The organism is Streptomyces sp. ASQP_92 (assembly GCF_025399895.1).
Lineage (GTDB): Bacteria > Actinomycetota > Actinomycetes > Streptomycetales > Streptomycetaceae > Streptomyces.
Map to the genome: position 1 here is coordinate 1 of NZ_JAODUA010000026.1, position 24,718 is coordinate 24,718.

Sequence of the window (24,718 nt, forward strand, 5' to 3'; positions counted from 1 at the left end):
GGGGCTTTGCCCCAGCCCCGCGGGGGGTCCGCCCGCCCACCCACCCGTGCAGCCCGTCGAACCGGCTGAGCCCCTGGGGCTGCGCCCCAGACCCCCTTCGCGCCTTGAGGGCGCTCGTCCTCAAACGCCGGACGGGCTGAGGTGCCCCGCTGCGGGGCGGCACCGACCCTGCCAGGGGGCGCGGGGAACTGCGCGAGAAGCGGGCACGGTCCGCAGGCGGAGGGGCTTTGAGGGGCGCGGGGAACTGCGCGAAAAGCGCCCCCGTTCCGCAGGGCGAGGGGCTTTGAGGGGCGCGGGGAACTGCGCGAAAAGCGCCCCCGTTCCGCGGACGAAAGCGGGCTTAGGGGCGCGGGGAACTGCGCGAGTAGTGACCGCGGACCGCAGGCGAAAGCGGGGTTGGGGGGCGCGGGGAACCCCGTGGGGGTGATCGGCGGCGGGGTCGCAGGGCGCGAGGGGGGATGGGGGCGAACCCCCAGGGGCGTGGGGGGTTTCGGGGGGCATACCGACCGGTTAGTCTGTCGGGGCATCCGGCACGCAGAGAGGCGGGTCTCCATGAGCACGGGACAGACGGCCGAGGGCACCACCGTGGTGGTCACCGGCGCGGGCGGCGGCATCGGAGCCGCCCTCGCCCGCAGATTCGCGGCGCAGGGCGCCCGGGTCGTCGTCAACGATCTGGACGCGGACAAGGCCCGTACCACCGCCGAGGAGATCGGCGCCATCGCCGTACCGGGCGACGCCTCCACCGTGGTCGGGGCGGCCCGGGACGCCCTGGGCGGGACCATCGACATCTACTGCGCCAACGCGGGCCTGGGATCGGGGGGTTCGGAGTCCGCGCCCGAGGAGGTGTGGGCCGCCGCCTGGGACGTCAATGTGATGGCCCACGTCCGCGCGGCCCGCGAACTGCTGCCCCACTGGCTGGAGCGCGGACACGGCCGCTTCGTGTCCACCGTCTCCGCCGCCGGCCTGCTCACCATGATCGGCGCGGCGCCGTACAGCGTCACCAAGCACGGCGCGCTGGCCTTCGCCGAATGGCTGTCGCTGACCTACCGGCACCGCGGCATCCGGGTCCACGCCATCTGCCCCCAGGGCGTGCGCACCGACATGCTGGCCGACACCGGCACGGCCGGTGACCTCGTGCTCAAGCCGACCGCGATCGAGCCCGACGAGGTCGCCGACGCGCTGTTCGCCGCGATGGCCGAGGACCGCTTCCTGGTGCTGCCGCACCCCGAGGTCGCGGACTACTCCACCGCCCGCGCCGCCGCCCCGGACCGCTGGCTGACCAGCATGAACCACCTTCAGCAGAAGTGGGAGGCGAGCGCCGGATGAGCTCGATCTACGCGACCAGGCCCTGGCTCTCCCAGCTCAGCGCCGCCCAGCGGGCGGACATCGACCCGCCCGCGACGGTGCTCGACTCCTTCCGCGCGGCCGTCGCCCGCGCCCCCGAACACACCGCGCTCGCCTACTTCGACGGCCGTCTCGGCTATCGCGAGGTCGACGAGCTGTCCGATTCCGTCGCCGGTCACCTCGCCGCCCGTGGCCTGGCCCGGGGCGACCGGGTCGCGCTCATGCTCCAGAACAGCCCGCACTTCGTGATCGCCCTGCTCGGCGCGTGGAAGGCCGGGGCCACCGTGGTGCCGCTCAATCCGATGTACAAGGCGGGCGAGGTCGCACACGTGCTGAACGACGCCGGGGCCGCCGCGCTGATCTGCTCGGACCGCGCCTGGGAGGGCTATCTGCGCGACACCGCGGCCGGCTCCCCGGTGCGCGTCGCGCTCACCGCCTGCGAGCTCGACTTCCAGACCCGCCACGACGAGCGCGTCCTCGGCTTCGAGCGGCTGCCGGTCCCCGCCGACGCCGACGACCTCCTCACCGTCGCCCGGCAGGGGCTCGCCGCGCCCTCGGGACGTGAACTCTCCGGCGGGGCAACGGCGTTGATCAGTTACACCTCCGGCACCAGCGGAACCCCCAAGGGCGCGATGAACACCCATCGCGGCATCGCCTACCAGGCGGAACGGCAGCGCACCGGACATCCGATAGCGCGAGGCGCGGGCTACTTCGCGCTCGCGCCGCTCTTCCACATCACCGGCATGGTGTGCGAGCTGGCGACGTGCATCGCCAACGCGGGCACCCTGGTCCTGACCTACCGCTTCCACCCGGGCGTCGTCCTGGACGCGTTCACCGAGCACCGCCCCGCCTACACGGTCGGGCCCTCCACGGCCTTCATGGCGCTCGCGGCGACCCCCGGCGTCACCCCGGACCACTTCGCTTCCTTCGAGCTCATCTCCTCGGGCGGCGCCCCCCTGCCGCCCGCGCTCGTGGAGAAGTTCCGCGAGGGCTTCGGACCGTACATCCGCAACGGCTACGGCCTGACCGAATGCACCGCCCCCTGCGCCTCGGTGCCGCCCGAGAAGGAGGCGCCCGTGGATCCGGTCTCCGGCACCCTCTCGGTCGGCGTGCCCGGCCCCGAGACGGTCGTACGGATCGTCGGCCCCGACGGCAAGGAGGTGCCCTTCGGGGAGCAGGGGGAGATCGTGGTGCGCGGGCCCCAGGTCGTGCCCGGCTACTGGCGCCGGCCCGAAGCCACCGAGGAGGCGTTCCCCGGCGGCGAACTGCGCACCGGCGACATCGGGTTCATGGACCGCGACGGCTGGCTCTATGTGGTCGACCGGATGAAGGACATGATCAACGCGTCCGGCTTCAAGGTCTGGCCGCGCGAGGTCGAGGACGTCCTGTACACCCACCCCGCCGTCCGCGAGGCCGCCGTCGTCGGCATCCCGGACGCCTACCGCGGGGAGAGCGTCAAGGCGTACGTCAGCCTGCGCCCGGGCGCCGAGGCGGGCCCGGCCGAACTCGCCGCGTACTGCAAGGAGCGGCTCGCCGCCTACAAATACCCGCGCGAGGTGGAGATCCTGGCGGAGCTTCCCAAGACCACGAGTGGGAAGATCCTCAGGCGGGAGCTGCGCACCCAGGCGTAGCACCCCCGGACCCGGCCGGCGGACCCGCCCGGCACGACCGGTACGGCACGACCAGCACACGCGGCGAGGGGCACGACCCCTCACGCGTGTACGAAAGACACGTACGAGAGACACGTACGAGAGAAAGGTGGCGGCGATGGCCAAGGCGACGGACACGAGTGACACCACCCCCGTGCCCCAGCGGCTGCTCGCCGCCGCCACCCGCCTGTTCGCGGAGAACGGCTACGACCGCACCTCCGTGCAGGAGATCGTCGAGGCGGCGGGCGTCACCAAGGGCGCGCTCTACCACTACTTCGGCTCCAAGGAGGACCTGCTCCAGGAGGTGTACGCCCGGGTGCTGCGCCTCCAGCAGGAGCGGCTCGACGCGTTCGCCGACGCGGACGAGCCGGTCGAGCGCAGGCTGCGCGAGGCGGCCGCCGACGTGGTGGTGACCACCATCGACAACCTCGACGACGCGGCGATCTTCTTCCGCTCGATGCACCATCTGAGCCCGGAGAAGAACAAGCAGGTCCGGGCCGAGCGCCGCCGCTACCACGAGCGTTTCCGGGCGCTCGTCGAAGAGGGCCAGAACGCCGGGGTGTTCTCCACGGCCACCCCGGCCGACCTGGTGGTGGACTACCACTTCGGTTCGGTCCACCACCTGTCCACCTGGTACCGCCCGGACGGCCCGCTCACCCAGCAGCAGGTCGCCGATCACCTGGCCGACCTGCTGCTGCGCGCTCTTCGCCCCTGAACGGCCCGGCCGCTACAGGTACTTCTTCAGCTCGCGGCGGGCCAGCGAGCGCTGGTGCACCTCGTCCGGGCCGTCCGCGAGCCTCAACGTCCTTGCGGAGGCCCACAGTTCGGCCAGCGGGAAGTCCTGGCTCACGCCGCCCGCGCCGTGCAGCTGGACCGCCTTGTCGATGATGTCGACGACGGTGCGCGGAGTGGCGATCTTGATGGCCTGGATCTCGGTGTGCGCCCCGCGGTTGCCCACCGTGTCCATCAGCCAGGCCGTCTTCAGGACGAGCAGCCGCACCTGCTCGACCGCGACCCGGGCGTCCGCGATCCACTCCTGCACCACGCCCTGCTGAGCGATCGGCTTGCCGAAGGCCGTACGGGCCACGGCCCTGCGGCACATCAGCTCGATGGCCCGCTCGGCCATCCCGATCAGCCGCATGCAGTGGTGGATCCGGCCCGGCCCCAGGCGGGCCTGCGCGATGGCGAAGCCGCCGCCGGCCTCTCCGATCAGGTTGCTCGCGGGCACCCGGGCCCCGTGGAAGACGACCTCGGCGTGACCGCCGTGGGAGTGGTCCTCATAGCCGTACACCTGCATGGCGCGGCGGATCTCGACGCCCGGGGTGTCGCGCGGGACCAGGATCATCGACTGCTGGCGGCGCACATCGGCGTTGCCGGGGTCGGTCTTGCCCATCACGATGAAGATCGCGCAGTCCGGGTTCATCGCGCCGGAGATGTACCACTTGCGCCCGGTGATGACGTAGTCGTCGCCGTCCCGCTCGATGCGCGTCTCGATGTTGGTGGCGTCCGAGGAGGCGACCTCGGGCTCGGTCATCGCGAACGCGGAACGGATCTCACCCGCGAGCAGCGGCTGAAGCCACCGCTTCTTCTGCTCGTCCGTGCCGAACTGGGCCAGCACCTCCATGTTGCCGGTGTCCGGGGCCGCGCAGTTGAGGGCGGTGGGCGCCAAGTGCGGGGAGCGGCCGGTGATTTCGGCCAGCGGGGCGTACTGGAGGTTGGTGAGGCCCGCGCCGTGCTCCGCGTCGGGCAGGAACAGGTTCCACAGGCCCTGCCGGCGCGCCTCGGCCTTGAGGTCCTCCACCACCTGGGGGGTGTCCCACGGCGAGGCGAGCTGGGCGCGCTGTTCGTGGGCGGTGACCTCGGCGGGGTGGACGTACTCGTCCATGAAGGCGAGGAGCTTGGCCCGCAGTTCTTCGGTGCGGGCGTCGTATGCGAAGTCCATGACGGGCTTTCAGCCTTCCTGAAGGGTGGTGAGGCCGTGCTCGATGAAGACGGGGACCAGTTCGCCGATGCGGTCGAACCCGGCGCCCACGGTCTGGCCCAGGGTGTAGCGGTAGTGGATGCCTTCGAGGATCACGGCGAGCTTGAACCACGCGAACGCCGTGTACCAGGAGAGGGCGGAGGTGTCGCGGCCCGAGCGGGCCGCATAGCGTTCGATGAGCTCGGCGGGGGAGGGGTGTCCCGCGGCGCCCGCCGTGGTGGAGACCGGCGAGTGGGGGAGGTCCAGCTTCGCGCTGTACATCACCAGGAGGCCGAGGTCGGTCAACGGGTCGCCCAGAGTGGACATCTCCCAGTCGAGCACCGCCGTGATCCGGTCGTCGTCGCCGATGAGCACGTTGTCCAGGCGGTAGTCGCCGTGGATGACGGTGGGCGCGGGGGAGGTGGGAAGGGCGCGTCCCAGAGCGGAGTGCAGCTCGTCGATGCCGGGCAGGTCGCGGTTGCGTGAGGCGTCGAGCTGCTTGCCCCAGCGGCGCAGCTGACGGTCGAGGAAGCCCTCGGGCCGGCCGAAGTCCCCGAGCCCCACGGCCTGCGGGTCCACCGCGTGCAGCTCGACGAGCGTGTCGACCAGCGCGAGCACGGCCGCCCGGGTCCGCTCGGGGCCGAGCGGGGCGAGCTGTTCGGCGGTGCGGTAGGGCGTGCCGGCCACGTACTCCATGACGTAGAACGGCGAGCCGAGCACCGACTCGTCCTCGCAGAGCAGCACCGGCTCCGGCACCGGGACGGCCGTCGGGTGCAGGGCGCTGATGACCCGGTGCTCGCGCCGCATGTCGTGCGCGGTGGCCAGCACATGCCCCAGGGGCGGGCGGCGCACGACCCACTGACCGGTCCCGTCGGTGACGACGTACGTCAGGTTCGAGCGGCCCCCCTCGATCAGCCGGGCCCTGAGCGGTCCGCTCACAAGCCCGGGGCGCACGCGGTCGAGGTGGGCCCGCAGCGTCTCCGGGTCGAGGCCTGGCGGGGGGACTGTGCTCATCTGCGGCACCTCCGGAACGGGGCGGGCGACTGTCCGAAGACACGCTACCGACCAGTCGGTATGCCGTCCAGGGCGGGGTCTGGATTACGGCGTGGCGCGGGCGGCGGGGTGCCGCATCAGGGGCCGGACGCGGCCGGGCCCGATCGAGACCCGGGCCGCCGGCTCAGAACAGCGTGGCGACGGCGCAGCAGGCCAATGCCACCGCGCACAGGGCCGCCGCAGCGGCCGAGCGCGCCCCGAGCAGCCGGGGGCGCGTCCCCTTGCTCAGGGTCTGGATGCGGCGGTGCGCCACGGCGAGGAAGCCCAGCCACACCAGCCCGCTGAGGGCCACCGCGACCAGGGCGAGCGGTGAACTCCCTTGGTGCAGCGCCTGTTTGGCGGCGAGCACGGCCGCCACCGTGCAGGACAGGGTGGTACGCCGCCAGGCGAGCCGGGTCCGCTCCGGCTGGAGCCCGGGGTCGCGGGCGGGCGCCGCCGAGGGCATCAGCCGGCCCAGCCGAAGACGACGACCACCACCATCACCACGGCCACCACCGCGACCGCGAGGCTCAGCAGGGTGGGGAAGCGCGAGACCGGCAGATCCTCGCCGCGCCGCATGGCCCGCTCGCAGCGCACCCAGTGGTTCACCGCCCGCAGCGCGCACAGCACCCCCGCCGCCAGCAGCGCGAGGGCGAGCGCGACGCGGACGCCCCAGCGCAGGCCGGGCAGGAACTGATCGACCGCGAAACCCCCGCCGACCAGCGCGAGCGAGGTCCTGATCCAGGCCAGGAAGGTGCGCTCGTTGGCGAGCGAGAACCGGTAGTCGGGGGTCTCGCCCTCCTCGCCGATGCGCTGGGGCGCGAACCACAGCCGCAGGGTCTGCACGATCGTGATCACTCGCCGCACCCTACCCGGCGGGCCCTCAGGACGGCCCGAGCCCCGAGGCGCGCAGCCGCCGCCAGGCCGCGAGCCCGTCCGGCACCCACTCCCAGGTGTCGACGCGGCGCTCCAACTCCGCGAGCGGCAGGAAGGCGTGCCAGGCGACCTCCTCCAGCTGCGGGCGCACCGGCAGCTCGCAGCGCACCTCGTACACCGAGGACCACCAGCTCTGCTCCCCGTTCTCGTAGAGGAACTTGAACAGGGGCCTCGGCCGGGGCAGCCCGTGGACGCCGAGTTCCTCCTCGGCCTCGCGCAGCGCAGCGTCGTCGTACGACTCGCCCGCGCCGACCACCCCGCCCACGAACATGTCGTACAGGGAGGGGAAGACGAGCTTGTCCGGGGTGCGGCGGTGCACGAAGATCCGGCCCGCCGCGTCCCGGGCCAGGATGAACACGCAGCGGTGGCGCAGATGGCGGGCGTAGGCCTCGGCGCGCCGCGCCCGGCCGATCACGGTGTCGTTCTCGTCGACGATGTCCAGGATTTCGTCAGCCGGATTCATGGGCCCATGAAAGCACCGCCGCGCCGGTCGCCACCGGCCCCGGGCGGCGGGCCTCAGTGCGGCTGGAGGTCGCGGGACTGCTCCGGTGACGCCGTGCCCGAGGGCATCGCCGGATGCAGACCGAGCAGCACGATCCCCGTCACGATCGCCGCCAGCCCCGCCGCCTCCCAGGCCAGCGCGCCCGTGTCGGTACGCAGCCGGTCGCCCAGGAAGCCGACCCCGCAGGCGATCCCGGCGAGCGGCTGGGCGGCCGTCAGGGCCGGCAGCGACATCCGCAGCGGCGCGGTCTCGAAGGCGCTCTGCACCAGGACGAGCCCGGTCACCCCGAGCGCGATCACCCCGTACAACTGCCAGCTCGTCAGCAGCTCCGACCAGCCACCGCCCGAGAGCCGCTGTCCGCTGATGCGGGTCAGCGCGTCCTGGAGGCCGTAGAGCAGACCCGCCGCGACGGCCAGCATGACGGGGGCCGCCACGCTGAGCCGATCGTGTTTGGCGAGGCCCGCCAGGAGCAGCGCGATCCCGACCACCAGACCCACGATCAGCCAGTGGCGCAGCGCCCCCGCCTCCGAGACGCCGCCGTGCGGCTGGCCCGCGACGATGAAGGCGGTCACCCCGCCCGCGAGCAGGGCCAGCCCCGCCCAGCCCTGGCGGCCCAGCGGCTGGCGGGTCTGGAGCCGCGACAGCCACATGGCGAAGAACAGATTGGTCGCCACCAGCGGCTCGACCAGCGAGACCTCGCCGGAGCCGAGGGCGAGCGCGCTGAGCACCATCCCCGCCACCATCAGGCCTATCCCGGCCAGCCAGCGCGGCATGCGCACCAGGTCGAGCAGCAGCCGGGGCGACAGGAAGTCGCTGATCGGGGCGTGCTGCGCCGCGTTCTGTTGCAGCACGAAGCCGGAGCCCAGACAACAGGCTGCGCTCACGGCGAGGACGAGGACCAGGACCGACACGACGTGCACCTCAAGTACGGCCGGGGGTAGCCGACTTGGCCGACGATAGCGCCCCTGGGGGGCGGCTGCCTCCCGGGCGCCCCGGTCCGGGCGGTTGACGCCGGGTGAGCGCCCACCCAAGATCTGACGCACGAGTAACGTGCCGGACGAGCGGAGTGACGGGCCCATGGCGTACGACGCCGATGTGATCGTGATCGGGGCCGGCCTCGCGGGCCTGGCGGCCACGGCCGAGCTGGCGGACGCCGGCAAGAAGGTGATCCTGCTCGACCAGGAGCCCGAGCAGTCGCTCGGCGGCCAGGCCCACTGGTCGTTCGGCGGGCTCTTCCTCGTGGACTCGCCCGAACAGCGCCGTATGCGGATCAAGGACAGCCGGGCGCTCGCGCTCCAGGACTGGTACGGGACGGCCGGCTTCGACCGGGACGAGGACCGGTGGCCGCGCGAGTGGGCCGAGGCCTACGTCGACTTCGCCTCCGGCGAGAAGCGGGCGTGGCTGCACGCCCAGGGGGTCCGGTTCTTCCCGGTAGTGGGCTGGGCCGAGCGGGGCGGCTACGACGCCAACGGGCATGGCAACTCCGTTCCCCGCTTCCACATCACCTGGGGCACCGGGCCCGGCATAGTGGCGCCGTTCGAGCGGCGGGTGCGGGAGGCCGCCGCCCGGGGGCTCGTCCGGTTCAAGTTCCGCCATCGGGTGACCGGGCTCGGCCGCAGTGCCGGGGCCGTCGACACCGTGAGCGGCGAGATCCTCGAACCGTCCGGCGCCGAGCGCGGGACGGCGTCCACCCGGACCGTCACCGGATCCTTCGAGCTTACGGCGCAGGCCGTCATCGTGACCAGCGGCGGCATCGGGGGCAACCACGACCTCGTACGGGCCCAGTGGCCCGATCGGCTCGGCACCCCGCCGGAGCAGATGCTCTGCGGAGTGCCCGCCCATGTCGACGGGCTCATGCTCGGCATCGCCGAGGCGGCCGGCGCCCACCACATCAACCGCGACCGGATGTGGCACTACACCGAGGGCATCCAGAACTGGAACCCGATCTGGGCCCGGCACGGCATCCGCATCCTGCCCGGCCCCTCCTCGCTCTGGCTGGACGCGCGCGGCAACCGGCTGCCCGTGCCGCTCTTCCCCGGCTTCGACACGCTCGGCACGCTCGACCACATCATGAAGACCGGATACGGCCACACGTGGTTCGTGCTCGACCAGAAGATCATCGGCAAGGAGTTCGCCCTGTCGGGCTCCGAGCAGAACCCCGACCTGACGGGGAAGTCCGTGCGCGGGGTCATCGGGCGGGCCCGGGCCGATGTGCCCGGCCCGGTGCGGGCGTTCATGGACCACGGCGCCGACTTCGTCGTCGAGAAGGACCTCGCCGCCCTGGTGCGCGGCATGAACGCGCTCACCGGGGAGCCCCTCATCGACGAGGCCGCGCTGCGCCGCGAGATCGTGGCCCGGGACCGCGAGATCGCCAACCCGTTCACCAAGGACCTCCAGGTCACCGCCATCCGGGGAGCGCGCAATTACCTCGGCGACAAGCTCATCCGCACCGCGGCCCCGCACCGCATCCTCGACCCGAAGGCCGGTCCGCTGATCGCGGTCAAGCTGCACATCCTGACGCGCAAGTCGCTCGGCGGCCTGGAGACCGACCTGTCCTCGCGCGTGCTCACCGCGTCCGGCGAGCCCCTGCCTGGCGTGTACGCGGCGGGGGAGGCGGCCGGGTTCGGCGGTGGAGGCGTGCACGGCTACCGCTCACTCGAAGGCACCTTCCTCGGCGGCTGCCTCTTCTCGGGCCGGACCGCGGGCCGCGCGGCGGCGAAGGCCGTCTCCTAGGCACCCGAGGGGGCCCGCGATCCGTGCCCCGCCACCGGTCAGTCGTGCGGCGGGGACTCCACCAGGCGGAACCGGGTGGCGACGACCGGGGTGTCGTCGGTGACCTCGAACGCGGGGTCACCGAGCGCCTCCACCATCTCGGGGCTGCTCCAGTACGCCTCGTGGTGGGCGCGCCAGCCGGCCACGCTCTCGTCGCCCTCCCCCTCGTCGATCGCGTGCTGAAGATCGACCTCGGACAGCGGCAGCACCCGTACCCCGGTCACCTCGATCACGGCGACCGGCGCGCCCGCCGAGTCGATGACGCGGCTGCGTTCCCCCACGCGCGGCAGCGGGTCGCCCGCGTGCTCGTAGTCGGCGAGCAGGCCGGTCGTCGAGGTCTTCGCCCCGCTGAGGACCGCCACGACGAGCCGGTCACGCAGCGGCCCCGGAAAGGCAAACGCGAAGTCGGGCAGCGGCTGTTGATCGTTCATGCCGCCAGCCTACGGTGCCCGCCTGAGCCCCAACACCTGTGCGTGGGGCCCCGGTTCACCGGGCGGACAAGAGGCGAACGGCCTTGACGTGCGGCGGCGGCCACCGCTTTGCTGGCGGGGCCATCGCGCCCGCGTTCAGGGAACGCCGCCCACGCCCCGGCGACCCCCCGACGCCCAGGGGCGGTCCGCTCCGGACAGCACCGAAAGGGCACACCCCGCATGTCGAGCCGGACCAGCGAGACCGAGACCAGCACGGACCACGGACCGGACCGGGCGCTGCGCCCCGGCCGACTCGGCACCCCCGGGCTGCTGTTCTCGGTCCTCCCGGCGAGCGCGCCCCTGATGGTGATGGCCGCCGTGATGCCCGCCGCGTTCGCCACGGTGGGCATCGTCGGGCAGCCACTGATCTTCCTCGTGCTCGGCGCGGTGTCCGCTTTGTTCGCGGTGGGCTATGCCGAGCTGAGCCGCCGGGTGCACCACGCGGGCGCGTTCTACGCCCATATCGCGCGCGGCCTCGGCCCGACCGCCGGCGCCGCGGCCTCCCATGTGGCGCTCGCGGCCTACACCGCGCTCCAGGCGGGCCTCGGCGGCCTGGTCGGCTTCGAGGTCTCCGACCTGCTCGACCACCGCTTCGGCGTCACCATCGACTGGTGGGTGCCCGCGCTGCTCGCGGTGGCACTGGCCGGCGGGATCGCCCGGCTGCGGGTCGACCTCAACGCCAAGGTGCTCGGGGCGCTCCTGCTCGTCGAGGTCGCCCTCGTCCTCGTCTTCGACGGCGCGGCGCTGGCCCAGCCGGCCGCCGAGCGGCTCTCGCCGCACGCCTTCAACCCGCACACACTGGCCCGGGGCGGCGTCGGCACCGCCCTGTGCCTGTGCGCCGCCGCGTTCACCGGCTTCGCGCAGGCACCGGCGTACGCGGAGGAGACCAGGCGCCCCCAGGTCACCGTCCGACGCGTCCTGTTCCTCGCCGTCGGCTGTGTGACGGTCCTGCTGGTGCTCGGCTCCTGGGCGCTGACCCTCGCGGCAGGCCCGCAGGACGTCGTGGACTCGGCTCAGAAGCAGGGCCCCGGGCTGCTGTTCGCCCTCGCCGGGAACACCCTGGGCGCCACCTTCACCGATGTGCTCCACATCCTGTACGTGACCGGCGTCTTCGCGGCGCTGCTCGCCTTCCACAACGTGGCCGCCCGGTACGCCTTCGCGATGGGGCGCGAGGGCCTGCTGCCCGCCGGCTTCGGCCGCACCCGCGCGGCCGGCGGGGCCCCGCTCGCCGGCTCGCTGCTCCAGACCGCGCTCTCGGTGGCCCTCGTCGCGGCCTTCGCGCTCACCGACCACGGGCCGCCCGGCGACCCGACCGCCCCGGTCACCCGTCTGTGCGCCTGGACGGGCGCCTTCGGTGCGCTCGGCGTGGTGCTGCTGATGGCCGCCGCCTGCCTCTCCGTGATCGTCTACTTCCTGCGCCGTGGTGAGGCCGCGGACCAGCGGTGGCGGCTGCTCGCCGCGGGCCTCGCGGGTTTCGCCCTGCTCGGCATCGCCGCGTACACCGTCAGACGCCTTCCCGTGCTCATCGGCGCGGGCCCGCACAGTGTTGCCGGCCGGGTGCTGCCCGGGCTGCTCGTCCTCGTGCTGCTGGGGGGCCTGGTCCACGGGTTGGTGCTGCGGGCGCGCAGGCCCGAGGCGCACGCCGGGATCGGCCGGGGCAATGAGGCCCGCCGCCCGGGGCCGGCGCCGAGCGGGTCACGGGATTTCTGACGGAACGGTGACGTACGGCCGCGGCCCCTGGCAGGACCGGCCCCCGGGTGTTCGAATCGACGCGTGACACCAGAACCAGCACCGCCGCCCCCGCGCGGCACACCCGTGGGCCGCCGGCTCGTACTCGGCATGCTCGGCCTCGGCGTGGCGGGGGTCGCCTCGGCGCGCTATGTGCAGAGCGGCCTCGAATCCTTCCTCGGCGCCGCCGCCGACAAGGACCCCACGGGCCTCACCAATCTGCTGCCCAACGGCGGCGGCTTCCGCTACTACTCGGTCGCCTCCTCGGTGCCGGACAAGAGCGCCGCCGACTACCGGCTCACCGTCGACGGCCTGGTCACCAAGCCGGCCACGTACACCCTGGACGCGCTGCGCGCGCTGCCGCGGACACGGCTGGTGCGCGATGTGCAGTGCGTGACCGGATGGCGCGTGCCGGCCACCCCCTTCGCGGGGGTCCGGCTCTCCCGTCTGCTGGACGCGGCGGGCGTGCGCCCGGGCGCCGGCGCGGTCCGCTTCACCTGCTTCGACGGGGCGTACAGCGAGAGCCTCACCCTCGAACAGGCGCGCCGCGACGATGTGTTGATCGCGCTGAGCATGCAGGACAAGCCGGTCAGCCACGCGCACGGCGGACCGGTCCGGCTCTATGTGGCGCCCATGTACTTCTACAAGTCGGCGAAATGGCTGTCCGGGATCACCGTGACACACAAGGTCGAGCGGGGATTCTGGGAGGAGCGAGGCTATGACACCGACGCCTGGGTCGGCCGGTCCAATGGACGCGAGGACACCCCCACCACCTGAACTCCCGCGCACCGTACGGAGGTTCACGCCGGGCCAGCGCTGGGTGCACCGGGCCACGGCCTGGCTGATGGGTGCCTGTGTGGTCACCGCGGCGATCCTCTACGTCCCCCAGTTCGCCGAGGCGGTCGGCCGGCGCGAGCTGGTGGTGCGGGTGCACGAGATCTGCGGGACGCTGCTGCCCGTGCCGGTCCTGCTCGGCCTGGCCTCACGGGCCTTCCGCGCGGACCTGGGCCGCCTCAACCGCTTCCACCCCTACGACCGCACCTGGCTGCGCACCGCGCTGCGCAGGGAGCGGGAGCCGCGGCCGGCGGGGAAGTTCAACGCCGGGCAGAAGGTGTACGCGGGCTGGATCGCGGGGGCCGCCCTGGTGATGCTGGGCACGGGCCTGCTCATGTGGTTCACCCATCTCGCGCCCATCGAGGTGCGGATCGGGTCCACGTTCGTGCACGACTGGCTGTCGCTGGCCGTCGGTATCGTCGTCGCCGGGCATGTGTGGATGGCGATCGGCGACCCGGAGGCACGCCGTGGCATGCGCACCGGGTCGGTCGAGCGGTCCTGGGCGAAACGCGAACACCCGTTGTGGGAGCGGGAGTTGGACAAGGAGTGACAGGGACGGGCGAGGCGTGGCAGGGCTAGACGAGGAGTGAGAGGAGCAGCACGAAGCCGAGCGCCACCACCGAGATGATCGTCTCCATCACCGACCAGGTCTTGACCGTCTGGCCGACGTCCATCCCGAAGTACTCCTTCACCAGCCAGAACCCGGCGTCGTTCACATGGCTGAAGAACAGCGAACCGGCGCCCACGGCGAGCACCAGCAGGGCCGCGTGCGCGGTCGACATGTCGGCCGCCAGCGGTGCCACCAGGCCCGCCGCGGAGATCGTCGCCACCGTCGCGGATCCCGTCGCCAGCCGGATCGCCACCGCGATCAGCCAGGCCAGGAGCAGCGAGGGGATCGCCCAGTCCTTGGAGAGGTCAAGGATCATCCGGCCGACGCCCACGTCGATGAGGGTCTGCTTGAAGCCGCCGCCCGCGCCCACGATCAGCAGGATGCCCGCGATCGGGGCGAGGGACTTCTCGACGGTGGTCGAGAGCCGCTCCTTGGTGAAACCGGCCGCCCGGCCCAGCGTGAACAGGGCGACCAGGACGGCCGCGAGCAGGGCGATGAGCGGCGAGCCGACGACGTCGGTGACCTGCTGGAGGTGGCTCTTCGGGTCGTCGACCACGATGTCGACCAGTGCCTTGGCCAGCATCAGGACGACGGGAAGCAGCACCGTGGCGAGGGTCGCGCCGAAGCTCGGCCGCTTCTGGAGGTCCTCCGAGGGGCGGGTGGGGACCATCTTGTCCGGGGCCGGGATGTCGACCCAGCGGGCCGCGTACCGGGAGAACAGCGGGCCCGCGATGATCACCGTCGGGACGGCCACGACGACACCGAGCGCGAGGGTCACCCCGAGGTTGGCGCCGATCGCGTCGATGGCGACGAGCGGCCCCGGGTGCGGCGGGATCAGGCCGTGCATGACGGACAGGCCCGCCAGCGCGGGGATGCCGATCCGCATGAGCGAGAAGTTGCCGCGCTTGGCGACGAGCAGCACCACGGGGATCAGCAGCACGATGCCGACCTCGAAGAAGAGCGGGAGCCCGATGATCGAGGCGATGGCCACCATCGCCCAGGGCATCGCCCGCCCGCCGGACTTGCCGGCCTTGGCCAGGATGGTGTCGACGATCTGGTCGGCGCCGCCGGAGTCGGCGAGCAGCTTGCCGAGGATCGCGCCGAGCGCGATCAGGACGCCCACTCCGGCGACCGTGCTGCCGAGCCCGGCGGTGAAGCTGGTGATGGTCTTGTCGAGCGGGGCGCCCGCGAAGGCGCCGAGCGCGAGCGAGCCGATGGTCAGGGCCAGGAAGGCGTGCAGCTTGAACCGGGTGATGAGCAGGACGATGACGGCGATGCCCGCGAGTACGGCGATGCCCAGCTGGGCGTTGCCGGCCGAGGTGATCGGCTGCGTGGCGTCCGCTGCCAGGAACTCGACGCTGAGTCTGGTCACGGTGGGGATTCCTTAGCTGGTGAGCGGTCGCAGGGCGGCGGCGGCCCGCTCCGCGATGTCCTCGGGGGTGCCGGACACGTCGACGGCGACGCCCGCCTCGTCGGGGCCGAGCGGCTGGAGGGTGGCGAACTGCGAGTCGAGCAGCGCGGTCGGCATGAAGTGGCCCTTGCGCTCGGCCATCCGCTGCTCGATGAGCGCGCGCTCGCCCGTCAGATGCAGGAAGACGATCCCGGGGGCGGCGGCCCGCAGCCGGTCGCGGTAGCTCCGCTTGAGCGCGGAGCTGCTGACGACTCCGCCGAGGCCCGCCCGGTCGTGCGCCCAGGCGCCGATCGCGTCGAGCCAGGGCCACCGGTCGTCGTCGTCCAGCGGGACGCCCGCGGACATCTTCGCGACGTTGGCCGCGGGGTGGAAGTCGTCGCCCTCGGCATAGGGAACGCCGAGGCGCTCGGCGACCAGCGGCCCGATGGTGGTCTTGCCGGTCCCGGCGACACCCATCACGACGATGGTCAGGGGGGAGTTCATGCGGGTGGTGCCTCGCTGTCCTCTTCGACATCGATGTCCGTCGCGCACACTCAAACCCATTAGGTACGACATATTCAAGAGCTCGTGATGTAAAAGTCATACTTTTATGCGTCCGACGGTGACCCGTAGGCTTGGCCCATGACGACTCAGGCGCGGGGGCTCCACACGCATGTGCTCACCAGCCTGGGTCTCGCGATCACCGCGGGCGAGTACCCGCCCGGCAGCGTGCTGCGCACCGACGAGCTGGCCCAGCGCTTCGACGTCTCGCGCACCGTGGTCCGCGAAGTGGTCCGGGTCCTCGAATCCATGCATCTGGTCGAGTCCCGGCGCCGGGTCGGGGTGACCGTCCGCCCGGCCGAACAGTGGAACGTCTACGACCCCCAGGTCATCCGGTGGCGCCTCGCGGGCGCCGACCGGCCGCGCCAGCTCCGCTCGCTGACCGTGCTGCGCTCCGCGGTCGAGCCGGTCGCCGCAGGGCTCGCGGCCCGGCGGGCCACCCCCGCCCAGTGCGCCGACCTCACCGAGCAGGCCCTCGGCATGGTCGCCACCTCACGCGGGCGCCAGCTGGAGGCGTACCTGGTGCATGACGTCGCGTTCCACCGGATCGTGCTCAACGCCTCCGGCAACGAGATGTTCGCCCGGCTCGGGGACGTGGTCGCCGAGGTCCTCGCCGGGCGCACCCACCACCAGGTGATGTTCCCCGACCCCGACCCGGCCGCCGTCACTTTGCACGTGCGGGTGGCCGAGGCGGTCCGCGAACGCGACGCGGAGAAGGCCGAGCGGCTGACCCGCGAGATCGCGGTCGGCGCCCTCCAGGAGCTGGACGTCCTCGCACCCTAGGTACCCTGAGCAACAAAAACCGCTCACCGGATACCTTTCGGTTACCTCAGAAACAGCTCAAATCTGCCCGTACGTGACATTGGCCACTGCCAAACTGTGCCGACAGCCGGGACTATGGGCCGCCGGCCCGCGCCAAGGTGACGACCTGCATCACCAGGACGGCCGGTCCCGCACGACCGCATGACCCCTCACAAAGGCGAACTACTCCATGAGTGACCGCACCATGCCTGCGGCGGCCGAGCCCCAGAGTGCCCCCGCGGGGGCGACACCGGGCACCCCCCACATCGACGCCGGTGATGCCGGTTACAGCAAGGACCTCAAGTCCCGCCACATCAACATGATCGCCATCGGCGGCGCGATAGGCACCGGCCTCTTCCTCGGTGCCGGCGGCCGCATGGCGGGCGCCGGACCCTCGCTCGCGATCGCCTACGCGGTCTGCGGCGTCTTCGCCTTCTTCGTCGTCAGGGCCCTCGGCGAGCTCGTGCTCTACCGCCCCTCCTCGGGCGCCTTCGTCTCCTACGCCCGTGAGTTCATGGGGGAGAAGGGCGCCTACACGGCGGGCTGGCTGTACTTCCTGAACTGGTCGACCACCGCCGTCGCCGACATCACCGCGGCCGCGACCTACGCCCACTTCTGGGCCATGTTCAGCAGCGTTCCGCAGTGGGTCTGCGCCCTGGTCGCGCTCGCGGTCGTCCTGACCGCCAACCTCATCTCGGTGAAGTACTTCGGCGAGATGGAGTTCTGGTTCGCGATCATCAAGGTCGTCGCCCTGGTCGCCTTCATGCTGGTCGGCATCTACCTGGTGGTCACCCAGCACGACGTGGACGGCTCCACCCCGGGCTTCGCCAACATCACCAACCACGGCGGCATCTTCCCGATGGGCATGCTGCCCATGCTGCTCGTCATCCAGGGCGTCGTCTTCGCGTACGCCTCGGTCGAACTGTGCGGCGTCGCCGCGGGCGAGACGGAGAACCCGCAGAAGATCCTGCCCAAGGCGATCAACTCGATCATGTGGCGGGTCGGCGTCTTCTACGTCGGCTCGGTGGTGCTGCTCGCGCTGCTGCTGCCGTACACCGAGTACTCCGAGGGCCAGAGCCCCTTCGTCACCGTCCTCGACAAGATCGGCGTTCCGGGCGCGGCCGGCGTGATGAACCTCGTGGTCCTCACCGCGGCCCTCTCCAGCCTCAACTCGGGCCTGTACTCCACCGGCCGCATCCTGCGCTCGATGTCGCTCTCGGGCTCCGCGCCCAAGTTCGTCGGCGTGATGAACAAGGGCAAGGTGCCCTACGGCGGCGTGCTCTTCACCGCCTTCTTCGGTGTCCTCGGCGTCGCCCTGAACGGCTTCGTGCCCGACGACGCCTTCGAGATCGTGCTGAACTTCGCCTCCATCGGCATCCTCGGCACCTGGGCGATGATCATGATCTGCTCGCTGCTGTTCTGGCGCCGCGCGCAGGAAGGCGCCCTGGAGCGTCCCTCCTACCGGCTCCCCTGGGCGCCCTACACGCAGATCGTGACGCTGGTCTTCCTCGCGAGCGTGGCGTTCTTGATGTGGTACGGCGGGGGAGTGGGCCGCACCACGATCTACTGCCTGCCGATCATCGCGGCGCTGCTCGTCGGCGGCTGGTACGTCGTGCGCAAGCGGGTCGGCGCGATCGCCTCGGCCAAGTAGGCGCGAAGCCCCCAGAGGGCGGCACCCCCGGCGACGGGGGTGCCGCCCTTCAGCATGCCGGGGCCCGGCCCGGCACGCGCAGGCACGCGGTGCTCAGGCCCGTACGTGCCGCAAGCGGGCCGCGGCCGCCGCGAGCATCATGTCCAGGGCGGCCGGATAGGCGCTGCGGCCCATCTCCGCCACCAGCGTCGGCGCGGTCGCGGCCACATGCGGATGGGTGTCCGCGGGAAGCCGCGCATAGCGGTCCCGCCAGGTCCGCTCCTCCAGCGCCCGGGACTCCTCGGGCAGCGTGAGCACGGCGGCGTCGAGCGCCGCGAACGACAGCGTCTGGTCGACGAACACGTGGTAGATCCGCACCGCCTCGGCGTCCGGGAACCCGGCGTCGCGCAGGATTCCCAGGATCGTCTCCACCGACCGCATCTCGTGCGCCCGACCGGTCACCCGGGTGCAGGTGAGCATCGCCGCCTGTGGATGGGCCTGGTAGTCGGCGTGGATGCGCAGCCCGAGCGAGCGCAGATCCGCCCGCCACTCGCCGGTCGGCCGCCAGGTCCGCAGGGTGCGGCCGATGAGCTCGTCCGCCACCGCGAGCAACAGGTCGTCGGTGTCCTGGAAGTACCGGTAGAGGGCGCTGGGATCCGCGCCGAGGGCCGTGCCGAGCCGGCGCACGGTCAGGGCCGCCGCGCCGTGCTCGCCGATCAGCCGCAGCGCGGTCTCCACGATCAGCTCCTCGGACAGGACCGTGCCCCGCTTGGTGGGCCGCCGCCGGCGCCGCTGCCCGTCCGCCACGACTCGCTCGTTCATGGGCGGCACCCTACGAACCGGGCGCCCTTATGACAACAGCGTTGACGCATCCGCCGCATCCGGAGTTCGATGTGCCGCCATCGGGGCCGAAGCGCCCCCCTCGGCGAAGGAGCCCCTTGTGCGCACTCCCTACGGCAGCGGCCCGCCACCCGTTCTGCGCAAGAGCCTCGGCCTCGTCGACGGGGTCGCCATCGCCGCCTCCTCCACGGCGGCCACCACCAGCATCGGCATCGGACTCGGCGTCACCGCGGGCGCCGTGGGACTGCATCTGCCGATCGTCATGATCCTCGCGTTCCTGCCGATCCTGGGCATCGCGAGCGCCTACACCCGGCTCAACAAGGTCGAGCCCAACATGGGCAGCGGCTATGTGTGGGTGGGCCGGTCGCTCAGCCCCTGGCTCGGCTTCCTGACCGGCTGGATCGGCATCGTCTCGACCGTCGTCTTCCTCGCCTACACCACGGCCGTCACCGGCTCCGCCCTGCTCCAACTGGCGGGCGAGGCACGCCTGGACAGCGTGGGCGGGCTGCGCCTCGACCCCGACTCGACGGCCCAGTCCACCGCCCTCGGCATCGTCGTCCTGATCGCCGTCACCTTCACCGCGGTCGTCGGAACCCGCTCGGCCGCCACCCTCCAGAAGTGGCTCCTCGTCTTCGAGTACGCCGTGCTCCTCGGCTTCTGCGGCTACGGACTGATCGAGGGCCCCCACCCCTTCAGCCTCGACTGGCTGAACCCCTTCACCATCCCCTCCGGCCACGACCTCGCCCAGGGGCTGCTGCTCTCCGTCTTCTGTTACTGGGGCTTCGAGTCCACCTTCAGCGTGAACGAGGAGGTCAAGGATCCCGAGGACGCCTCCAGAGCCGGTCTCATCACCCTGTTCACCATGCTCGGCCTTTTCCTGCTCGGCTCGTTCGCCTTCCAACGGGTGCTCTCCGTCGAGGAGTTGACCGGCCACGGCGCCCAGGGCCTCACCTTCTTCGGCGACCGGCTCGCCGCCCAGCCGCTCGCCGCCCTCCCCCTGGTGGCTCTGACCTTCTCGGCCGTCGCCTCACTCCAGTCCGGCGTGATCCCCACCGTGCGCGGCATGTTCGCGATGAGCCGCGACCGCACACTCGGCCCGCTCTGGCTCAAGGTCAGCCCCCGATACGGAACCCCGGCGGCGGGCACGGTCGCGATCGGCTGCGCGGCGGCGGCCATCGCCGTCCTCTCGCTGCTGATCCCCAGGATCGGCGACCTGATCCTGGCCTCCGTCAACGCCATCGGGATCGTGGTGTCGCTCTACTACGCGCTGACGGCGCTGGCCGCCGCGAGCCGTTTCCGCGGTGCGCTGCGTGAGGGGGCGGCCGAGGCCGCGCGGGCGGTGGTGATCCCGGCCCTGAGCGCGCTGTTCCTGCTCGGCCTCGGCGGCTATCTCGCCTGGACCTTCTACACCTCCGCCGACCACTTCGAAGTCAGCCCCGACAATGGGTGGTTCATGCTCCTGTGCCCCACGGCGATGCTGCTCAGCGGCTTCGCCGTCGCGGCCTGGGCCAAGTGGGTGCGGAAGTCCCCCTACTTCGTCACCGGCCGCCCGACCCCGCCCACGGAATCGGCGCCCCCGCCCGCCACCGCTCCCGAAACCGTTTGAAAAACCGCCAGTACGGGGCGCCACCGGGCCCGTACCGAACCGACCGAACCCGATTCGCCCCTCCCGCACAGAATGGATCCGCGCATGCGCCACGACCCCGCCGACCTCGTCTTCACCGGCGGTCCGGTCCTCACCCTGGACGCCGCCCGCTCCCGCGCCACCACGGTGGCCGTCACCGGGGACCGGATCACCGCCGTCGGCCACGACGAGGTGCGCGAACTGATCGGCCCGAAGACCGAAGTCGTCGACCTGGGCGGCAAGTTGCTGATCCCCGGCTTCCAGGACGCCCATGTCCACCCGGTGTCCGCGGGCATCGAGCTGGCCCGCTGCGACCTCACGGGCCTGCGTACGGCCACCGACACCGTGGCCGCCGTGCGGGCCTACGCCGACGCCCACCCGGACCAGGAGTGGATCACCGGCGGCGGTTGGTCCATGGAGGCCTTCGAAGGGGGCAGCCCCACGCGCGAACTGCTCGACCGCGTACTGCCCGACCGTCCCGTCTACCTCCCCAACCGGGACCACCACGGCGCCTGGGTCAACTCCCGCGCCCTGGAACTCGCCGGGATCACCCGGGACACCCCCGACCCGGCCGACGGCCGCATCGAACGCGACGCCTCGGGCGAGCCCAACGGGCTGCTCCAGGAGGGCGCCATGGACCTGGTCGGCCGGCTCACCCCCCGCTCCACCCCGGCCGAGCGGCTCGCCGCCCTGCTGCGCGCCCAGGCGCATCTGCACGCGTACGGCATCACCGCCTGGCAGGACGCGATCGTCGGGCGCTTCGGCTCGATGGACGACCCCGCCGACGCCTATGTGACGGCCGCCCGCGACGGCTCGCTGACCGCCCGGGTCGTCGGCGCCCTGTGGTGGGACCGCGACCGCGGCGCCGAACAGATACCCGAACTGGTCGAGCGGCGACGGGAGTTGAGCGTGGGCCGCTTCCGCGCGGGCGCCGTGAAGATCATGCAGGACGGGGTCGCGGAGACCGGCACCGCGGCGCTGCTCGGCCCCTACCTCGACAGCTGCGGCTGCGCCACCGCCAACACCGGCACCAGCTTCGTCGACCCGGCCCAACTGCGCTCGTACGTCTCCGAGTTGGACGCGCTCGGCTTCCAGGCCCACTTCCACGCGCTCGGCGACCGGGCCGTGCGCGAGGCGCTCGACGCGGTGCAGGCGGCCCGCGAGAAGAACGGCTGGAGCGACACCCGGCCGCATCTCGCCCACCTCCAGATCGTCCATCCCGATGACATCGGCCGCTTCCGCGCCCTGGGCGCCACCGCCAACATCCAGCCCCTGTGGGCCTCTCATGAACCCCAGATGGACGAGTTGACCATCCCCTTCCTGGGGGCGGAGCGCGCGGGATGGCAGTACCCGTTCGCGGCGCTGCTGCGCTCCGGGGCGACGGTGGCGGCGGGCTCGGACTGGCCGGTGAGCAGCCCCGACCCGATGCAGGGCATCCACACGGCCGTCAACCGGATCGCGCCCGGCGAGAACGGCCCGGTGTTCCTGCCGGAGCAGCGCATCGGCCTGACCGCCGCCTTCGCCGCGTACACCTCGGGCACGGCGTATGTGAACCACCTCGACGACACGGGGTCGATCCGCGCGGGCGCGCTCGCCGACCTCGCGGTGCTCGACCGGGACCCATACGCGGGGCCCGCGCAGGAGATCGGGGAGACGCGGGTCCTGGCGACCTACGTCGGCGGCCGACGGGTGCACGATGCCACCTCATAGGGTGTATTCCTGATTCATCCGACGGTCGGTACGGAACAGGGAGTGGCGGTATGGCGCAGCAGGTCCAAGGGGTCATCGCACCGGGAAAGAACCAGCCCCTACGGGTGGAGACCATCGTGGTGCCCGACCCGGGCCCCGGCGAGGCGGTGGTGAAGATCCAGGCCTGCGGCGTCTGCCACACCGACCTGCACTACAAGCAGGGCGGCATCAACGACGACTTCCCGTTCCTGCTCGGCCATGAGGCCTCCGGAATCGTGGAGTCGGTGGGCGAGGGCGTCACCGACGTCGCGCCCGGCGACTTCGTGATCCTCAACTGGCGTGCGGTGTGCGGAAGTTGCCGCGCCTGTCTGCGCGGCCGTCCGCAGTACTGCTTCAACACGCACAACGCGCGTCAGAAGATGACGCTCCTCGACGGAGGGGCCGAGCTGTCGCCCGCGCTCGGCATCGGCGCGTTCGCCGAGAAGACCCTGGTCGCGGCCGGCCAGTGCACCAAGGTCGACCCGACGGTCTCGCCGGCCGTGGCGGGTCTGCTCGGCTGCGGGGTGATGGCGGGCATCGGCGCGGCCATCAACACCGGCAACGTCGGCCGGGGCGACTCCGTCGCGGTCATCGGCTGCGGCGGCGTCGGCGACGCGGCGATCGTGGGCGCCCGGCTCGCGGGCGCGGCCCGGATCATCGCCGTCGACATCGACGACCGCAAACTGGCGACGGCCCAGGCCATGGGCGCCACCCACACGGTCAACTCCCGCGCCCAGGACGCCGTCGAGACGATCCGCGAACTGACCGGGGGCCATGGCGCGGACGTCGTCATCGAGGCGGTGGGCCACCCCGAGACGTACAAGCAGGCGTTCTACGCGCGCGACCTGGCGGGCACGGTCGTCCTGGTCGGCGTGCCGACCCCCGAGATGACCCTGGAGCTCCCCCTCCTGGACGTCTTCGGCCGGGGCGGCGCCCTGAAGTCCTCCTGGTACGGCGACTGTCTGCCCTCCCGGGACTTCCCGATGCTGATCGACCTGCACCAGCAGGGCCGGATCGACCTGGGAGCGTTCGTCACGGAGACGATCGCGCTCGACGAGGTCGAGAAGGCCTTCGAGCGGATGCACGAAGGGGATGTGCTGCGTTCGGTGGTGGTGTTCTGATGTCGCCTCGCGCAGGTGGGGGGAGTTCTGACGGCGGTGGAGTTCCGACTTCGCCCATTCGCACACGTATGAGGAATTTCTGATGTCAGTTCGCGCGCGTATCGATCATCTGGTCACGTCAGGCACGTTCGCTCTCGACGGCGGTACGTGGGACGTCGACAACAACGTATGGATCGTCGGGGACGACGAGGAAGCCGTCGTCATCGACGCGGCGCACGACGCCGAGGCGATCCTGGCGGCGCTCGGCGGCCGCACGCTCCGGGCGATCGTGTGCACCCACGCCCACAACGACCACATCGACGCGGCGCCGGCGCTTGCGGAGGCGACGGGTGCGCCGATCCTCCTCCACCCGGCGGACCTCCCGCTGTGGAAGCTGACCCATCCGGACCGGCTTCTCGACGGTGAACTCGCCGACGGCGAGGCCGTGTTGGTCGCGGACGTGGTCCTGAAGGTCCTGCACACCCCCGGCCACGCCCCCGGCGCGGTCTGCCTCCACGCCCCGGCCCTCGGCACGGTCTTCACGGGCGACACCCTGTTCGCGGGGGGCCCGGGAGCGACGGGCCGCTCGTTCTCCCACTTCCCGACGATCATCGACTCGATCAGGGAGCGGTTGCTGACGCTGCCGGGAGAGACGGTGGTCCTCACGGGGCATGGGGACGGGACGACGATCGGCGCGGAGGCGGGGGGTTTGGAGGGGTGGGTGGCTCGGGGGCACTGACGCGTCCCTGGGCGGTGCGGTTGCGTCCCGGGGGCGGGGGGTCCTCTTGCCGTTCCGGCCGGCTTTCCTTTGGTCCGCCGGGTGGCCCCCCTCTGGCCTTCGGGCCGGGTGCGGGGCCGCCCTTCGGGCGGGGGAGGGGGGTGGGTGCCTCGGCTGAGGGGGGGGGGGGTACGTCTTGCGCAGTTCCCCGCGCCCCTTGGGGTCGTTTTCGTCCTCGGGTTGTGGTGGGCTGGTCGCGCAGTTCCCCGCGCCCCCAAAACCCTATGTCCGCCTCGCGCCGTGGTCGCTTCTCGCGCAGTTCCCCGCGCCCCTTAGCGGTACTGGTGCTGGCCCGCATCGGGCAACCTCAGCCCGTCCGGCGTTTGAGGACGAGCGCCCTTAAGGCGCGAACGGGGTCTGGGGCGGAGCCCCAGGAGGGCCGGAACGAACCAACCCGCTGCACGGGCGGGTGGGTGGGCGAGGCGCCTC

23 protein-coding genes are annotated in these 24,718 nt (G+C 72.1%); 13 read left to right on the forward strand and 10 right to left on the reverse strand.

What is annotated here, in order from left to right; genetic code table 11:
• Positions 1–552: 552 nt before the first annotated feature.
• The 3 genes from N4G70_RS33165 to N4G70_RS33175 all read left to right on the forward strand — a co-directional run bounded on the left by N4G70_RS33165 (position 553) and on the right by N4G70_RS33175 (position 3,708).
• Positions 553–1,326: an SDR family oxidoreductase gene (locus tag N4G70_RS33165; RefSeq protein WP_261716489.1), complete on the forward strand. Its 774-nt coding sequence runs from the start codon at positions 553–555 to the stop codon at positions 1,324–1,326.
• A complete protein-coding gene (locus N4G70_RS33170; RefSeq protein WP_261716490.1) occupies positions 1,323–2,975 on the forward strand; it encodes a class I adenylate-forming enzyme family protein in 1,653 nt (550 codons plus the stop codon). Before N4G70_RS33165 ends, N4G70_RS33170 begins: the two co-directional genes overlap by 4 nt.
• 136 nt (positions 2,976–3,111) lie before the next feature.
• The gene (locus tag N4G70_RS33175; protein ID WP_261716491.1) at positions 3,112–3,708 is read left to right on the forward strand and encodes a TetR/AcrR family transcriptional regulator; all 597 of its coding nucleotides are present in this window, start codon (positions 3,112–3,114) and stop codon (positions 3,706–3,708) included.
• Positions 3,709–3,720: 12 nt separating this feature from the next.
• Here the strand turns inward: N4G70_RS33175 and N4G70_RS33180 are convergent, their stop codons facing one another.
• The 6 genes from N4G70_RS33180 to N4G70_RS33205 form a co-directional block, all read right to left on the reverse strand.
• Positions 3,721–4,935, reverse strand: a complete 1,215-nt coding sequence (locus N4G70_RS33180) for an acyl-CoA dehydrogenase family protein (protein ID WP_261716492.1) — start codon at positions 4,933–4,935, stop codon at positions 3,721–3,723.
• A gap of 9 nt (positions 4,936–4,944) precedes the next feature.
• The gene (locus tag N4G70_RS33185) at positions 4,945–5,967 is read right to left on the reverse strand and encodes a phosphotransferase family protein (RefSeq protein ID WP_261716493.1); all 1,023 of its coding nucleotides are present in this window, start codon (positions 5,965–5,967) and stop codon (positions 4,945–4,947) included.
• A gap of 163 nt (positions 5,968–6,130) precedes the next feature.
• Positions 6,131–6,451 carry a DUF202 domain-containing protein gene (locus N4G70_RS33190; RefSeq protein WP_261716494.1) on the reverse strand — a complete coding sequence of 107 codons (321 nt, stop codon included), beginning with the start codon at positions 6,449–6,451 and terminating at the stop codon, positions 6,131–6,133.
• Positions 6,451–6,843: a YidH family protein gene (locus N4G70_RS33195; RefSeq protein ID WP_261716495.1), complete on the reverse strand. Its 393-nt coding sequence runs from the start codon at positions 6,841–6,843 to the stop codon at positions 6,451–6,453. Before N4G70_RS33195 ends, N4G70_RS33190 begins: the two co-directional genes overlap by 1 nt.
• A gap of 25 nt (positions 6,844–6,868) precedes the next feature.
• Positions 6,869–7,384: an NUDIX hydrolase gene (locus tag N4G70_RS33200; protein ID WP_261716496.1), complete on the reverse strand. Its 516-nt coding sequence runs from the start codon at positions 7,382–7,384 to the stop codon at positions 6,869–6,871.
• Positions 7,385–7,437: 53 nt separating this feature from the next.
• Positions 7,438–8,334 (reverse strand): DMT family transporter, encoded by an 897-nt coding sequence (locus tag N4G70_RS33205; protein ID WP_261716497.1) that lies wholly within the window; start codon positions 8,332–8,334, stop codon positions 7,438–7,440.
• Between the two features lie 166 nt (positions 8,335–8,500).
• Between N4G70_RS33205 and N4G70_RS33210 the strand changes: the two genes are divergently transcribed.
• Positions 8,501–10,156, forward strand: a complete 1,656-nt coding sequence (locus N4G70_RS33210) for an FAD-binding dehydrogenase (RefSeq protein WP_261716498.1) — start codon at positions 8,501–8,503, stop codon at positions 10,154–10,156.
• A gap of 38 nt (positions 10,157–10,194) precedes the next feature.
• Here the strand turns inward: N4G70_RS33210 and N4G70_RS33215 are convergent, their stop codons facing one another.
• Positions 10,195–10,626: an ASCH domain-containing protein gene (locus N4G70_RS33215; RefSeq protein ID WP_261716499.1), complete on the reverse strand. Its 432-nt coding sequence runs from the start codon at positions 10,624–10,626 to the stop codon at positions 10,195–10,197.
• Between the two features lie 219 nt (positions 10,627–10,845).
• On the opposite strand from N4G70_RS33215, the gene N4G70_RS33220 reads away from it, so the two are divergent.
• From N4G70_RS33220 to N4G70_RS33230, 3 genes are all read left to right on the forward strand, one after another.
• Positions 10,846–12,375 (forward strand): APC family permease, encoded by a 1,530-nt coding sequence (locus N4G70_RS33220; protein WP_261716500.1) that lies wholly within the window; start codon positions 10,846–10,848, stop codon positions 12,373–12,375.
• A 129-nt stretch (positions 12,376–12,504) separates the two neighbouring features.
• On the forward strand, positions 12,505–13,170 hold the full coding sequence (locus N4G70_RS33225; protein ID WP_261716548.1) for a molybdopterin-dependent oxidoreductase: 666 nt from the start codon (positions 12,505–12,507) through the stop codon (positions 13,168–13,170).
• Entirely contained in the window at positions 13,142–13,777 is a 636-nt protein-coding gene (locus tag N4G70_RS33230; RefSeq protein ID WP_261716501.1) for a cytochrome b/b6 domain-containing protein, read from the forward strand. Before N4G70_RS33225 ends, N4G70_RS33230 begins: the two co-directional genes overlap by 29 nt.
• 25 nt (positions 13,778–13,802) lie before the next feature.
• Here N4G70_RS33230 and N4G70_RS33235 read toward each other — a convergent pair whose 3' ends face one another.
• Together N4G70_RS33235 and N4G70_RS33240 are read right to left on the reverse strand one after the other, a co-directional pair.
• Complete coding sequence (locus N4G70_RS33235) at positions 13,803–15,209, reverse strand: GntP family permease (RefSeq protein ID WP_261716502.1); 1,407 nt, start codon at positions 15,207–15,209, stop codon at positions 13,803–13,805.
• 12 nt (positions 15,210–15,221) lie between these two features.
• Positions 15,222–15,731: a gluconokinase gene (locus N4G70_RS33240; protein ID WP_261716503.1), complete on the reverse strand. Its 510-nt coding sequence runs from the start codon at positions 15,729–15,731 to the stop codon at positions 15,222–15,224.
• 138 nt (positions 15,732–15,869) lie between these two features.
• On the opposite strand from N4G70_RS33240, the gene N4G70_RS33245 reads away from it, so the two are divergent.
• Positions 15,870–16,571, forward strand: a complete 702-nt coding sequence (locus N4G70_RS33245; RefSeq protein WP_261716504.1) for a FadR/GntR family transcriptional regulator — start codon at positions 15,870–15,872, stop codon at positions 16,569–16,571.
• Between the two features lie 208 nt (positions 16,572–16,779).
• Positions 16,780–18,240, forward strand: a complete 1,461-nt coding sequence (locus tag N4G70_RS33250) for an amino acid permease (protein WP_261716505.1) — start codon at positions 16,780–16,782, stop codon at positions 18,238–18,240.
• Between the two features lie 93 nt (positions 18,241–18,333).
• On the opposite strand, the gene N4G70_RS33255 is transcribed toward N4G70_RS33250, so the two are convergent.
• Complete coding sequence (locus N4G70_RS33255; protein ID WP_261716506.1) at positions 18,334–19,041, reverse strand: TetR/AcrR family transcriptional regulator; 708 nt, start codon at positions 19,039–19,041, stop codon at positions 18,334–18,336.
• A gap of 118 nt (positions 19,042–19,159) precedes the next feature.
• Between N4G70_RS33255 and N4G70_RS33260 the strand changes: the two genes are divergently transcribed.
• The 4 genes from N4G70_RS33260 to N4G70_RS33275 all read left to right on the forward strand — a co-directional run bounded on the left by N4G70_RS33260 (position 19,160) and on the right by N4G70_RS33275 (position 24,250).
• The gene (locus tag N4G70_RS33260; RefSeq protein ID WP_261716507.1) at positions 19,160–20,665 is read left to right on the forward strand and encodes an APC family permease; all 1,506 of its coding nucleotides are present in this window, start codon (positions 19,160–19,162) and stop codon (positions 20,663–20,665) included.
• 84 nt (positions 20,666–20,749) lie between these two features.
• Positions 20,750–22,393 (forward strand): amidohydrolase, encoded by a 1,644-nt coding sequence (locus N4G70_RS33265; protein ID WP_261716508.1) that lies wholly within the window; start codon positions 20,750–20,752, stop codon positions 22,391–22,393.
• Between the two features lie 50 nt (positions 22,394–22,443).
• Positions 22,444–23,532, forward strand: coding sequence for an S-(hydroxymethyl)mycothiol dehydrogenase (locus N4G70_RS33270; RefSeq protein ID WP_261716509.1), 1,089 nt, complete (start codon positions 22,444–22,446; stop codon positions 23,530–23,532).
• A gap of 82 nt (positions 23,533–23,614) precedes the next feature.
• On the forward strand, positions 23,615–24,250 hold the full coding sequence (locus N4G70_RS33275) for an MBL fold metallo-hydrolase (protein WP_261716510.1): 636 nt from the start codon (positions 23,615–23,617) through the stop codon (positions 24,248–24,250).
• Positions 24,251–24,718: the final 468 nt, after the last annotated feature.

Excerpts from the sequence above, each read along its gene's own strand:
- N4G70_RS33165 (WP_261716489.1), top strand. The coding sequence starts at position 553 with ATGAGCACGGGACAGACGGCCGAGGGCACCACCGTGGTGGTCACCGGC.
- N4G70_RS33170 (WP_261716490.1), top strand. The coding sequence starts at position 1,323 with ATGAGCTCGATCTACGCGACCAGGCCCTGGCTCTCCCAGCTCAGCGCC.
- N4G70_RS33175 (WP_261716491.1), top strand. The coding sequence starts at position 3,112 with ATGGCCAAGGCGACGGACACGAGTGACACCACCCCCGTGCCCCAGCGG.
- N4G70_RS33180 (WP_261716492.1), bottom strand. The coding sequence starts at position 4,935 with ATGGACTTCGCATACGACGCCCGCACCGAAGAACTGCGGGCCAAGCTC.
- N4G70_RS33185 (WP_261716493.1), bottom strand. The coding sequence starts at position 5,967 with ATGAGCACAGTCCCCCCGCCAGGCCTCGACCCGGAGACGCTGCGGGCC.
- N4G70_RS33190 (WP_261716494.1), bottom strand. The coding sequence starts at position 6,451 with ATGCCCTCGGCGGCGCCCGCCCGCGACCCCGGGCTCCAGCCGGAGCGG.
- N4G70_RS33200 (WP_261716496.1), bottom strand. The coding sequence starts at position 7,384 with ATGAATCCGGCTGACGAAATCCTGGACATCGTCGACGAGAACGACACC.
- N4G70_RS33210 (WP_261716498.1), top strand. The coding sequence starts at position 8,501 with ATGGCGTACGACGCCGATGTGATCGTGATCGGGGCCGGCCTCGCGGGC.
- N4G70_RS33215 (WP_261716499.1), bottom strand. The coding sequence starts at position 10,626 with ATGAACGATCAACAGCCGCTGCCCGACTTCGCGTTTGCCTTTCCGGGG.
- N4G70_RS33220 (WP_261716500.1), top strand. The coding sequence starts at position 10,846 with ATGTCGAGCCGGACCAGCGAGACCGAGACCAGCACGGACCACGGACCG.
- N4G70_RS33225 (WP_261716548.1), top strand. The coding sequence starts at position 12,505 with ATGCTCGGCCTCGGCGTGGCGGGGGTCGCCTCGGCGCGCTATGTGCAG.
- N4G70_RS33230 (WP_261716501.1), top strand. The coding sequence starts at position 13,142 with ATGGACGCGAGGACACCCCCACCACCTGAACTCCCGCGCACCGTACGG.
- N4G70_RS33240 (WP_261716503.1), bottom strand. The coding sequence starts at position 15,731 with ATGAACTCCCCCCTGACCATCGTCGTGATGGGTGTCGCCGGGACCGGC.
- N4G70_RS33245 (WP_261716504.1), top strand. The coding sequence starts at position 15,870 with ATGACGACTCAGGCGCGGGGGCTCCACACGCATGTGCTCACCAGCCTG.
- N4G70_RS33250 (WP_261716505.1), top strand. The coding sequence starts at position 16,780 with ATGAGTGACCGCACCATGCCTGCGGCGGCCGAGCCCCAGAGTGCCCCC.
- N4G70_RS33255 (WP_261716506.1), bottom strand. The coding sequence starts at position 19,041 with ATGAACGAGCGAGTCGTGGCGGACGGGCAGCGGCGCCGGCGGCGGCCC.
- N4G70_RS33265 (WP_261716508.1), top strand. The coding sequence starts at position 20,750 with ATGCGCCACGACCCCGCCGACCTCGTCTTCACCGGCGGTCCGGTCCTC.
- N4G70_RS33270 (WP_261716509.1), top strand. The coding sequence starts at position 22,444 with ATGGCGCAGCAGGTCCAAGGGGTCATCGCACCGGGAAAGAACCAGCCC.
- N4G70_RS33275 (WP_261716510.1), top strand. The coding sequence starts at position 23,615 with ATGTCAGTTCGCGCGCGTATCGATCATCTGGTCACGTCAGGCACGTTC.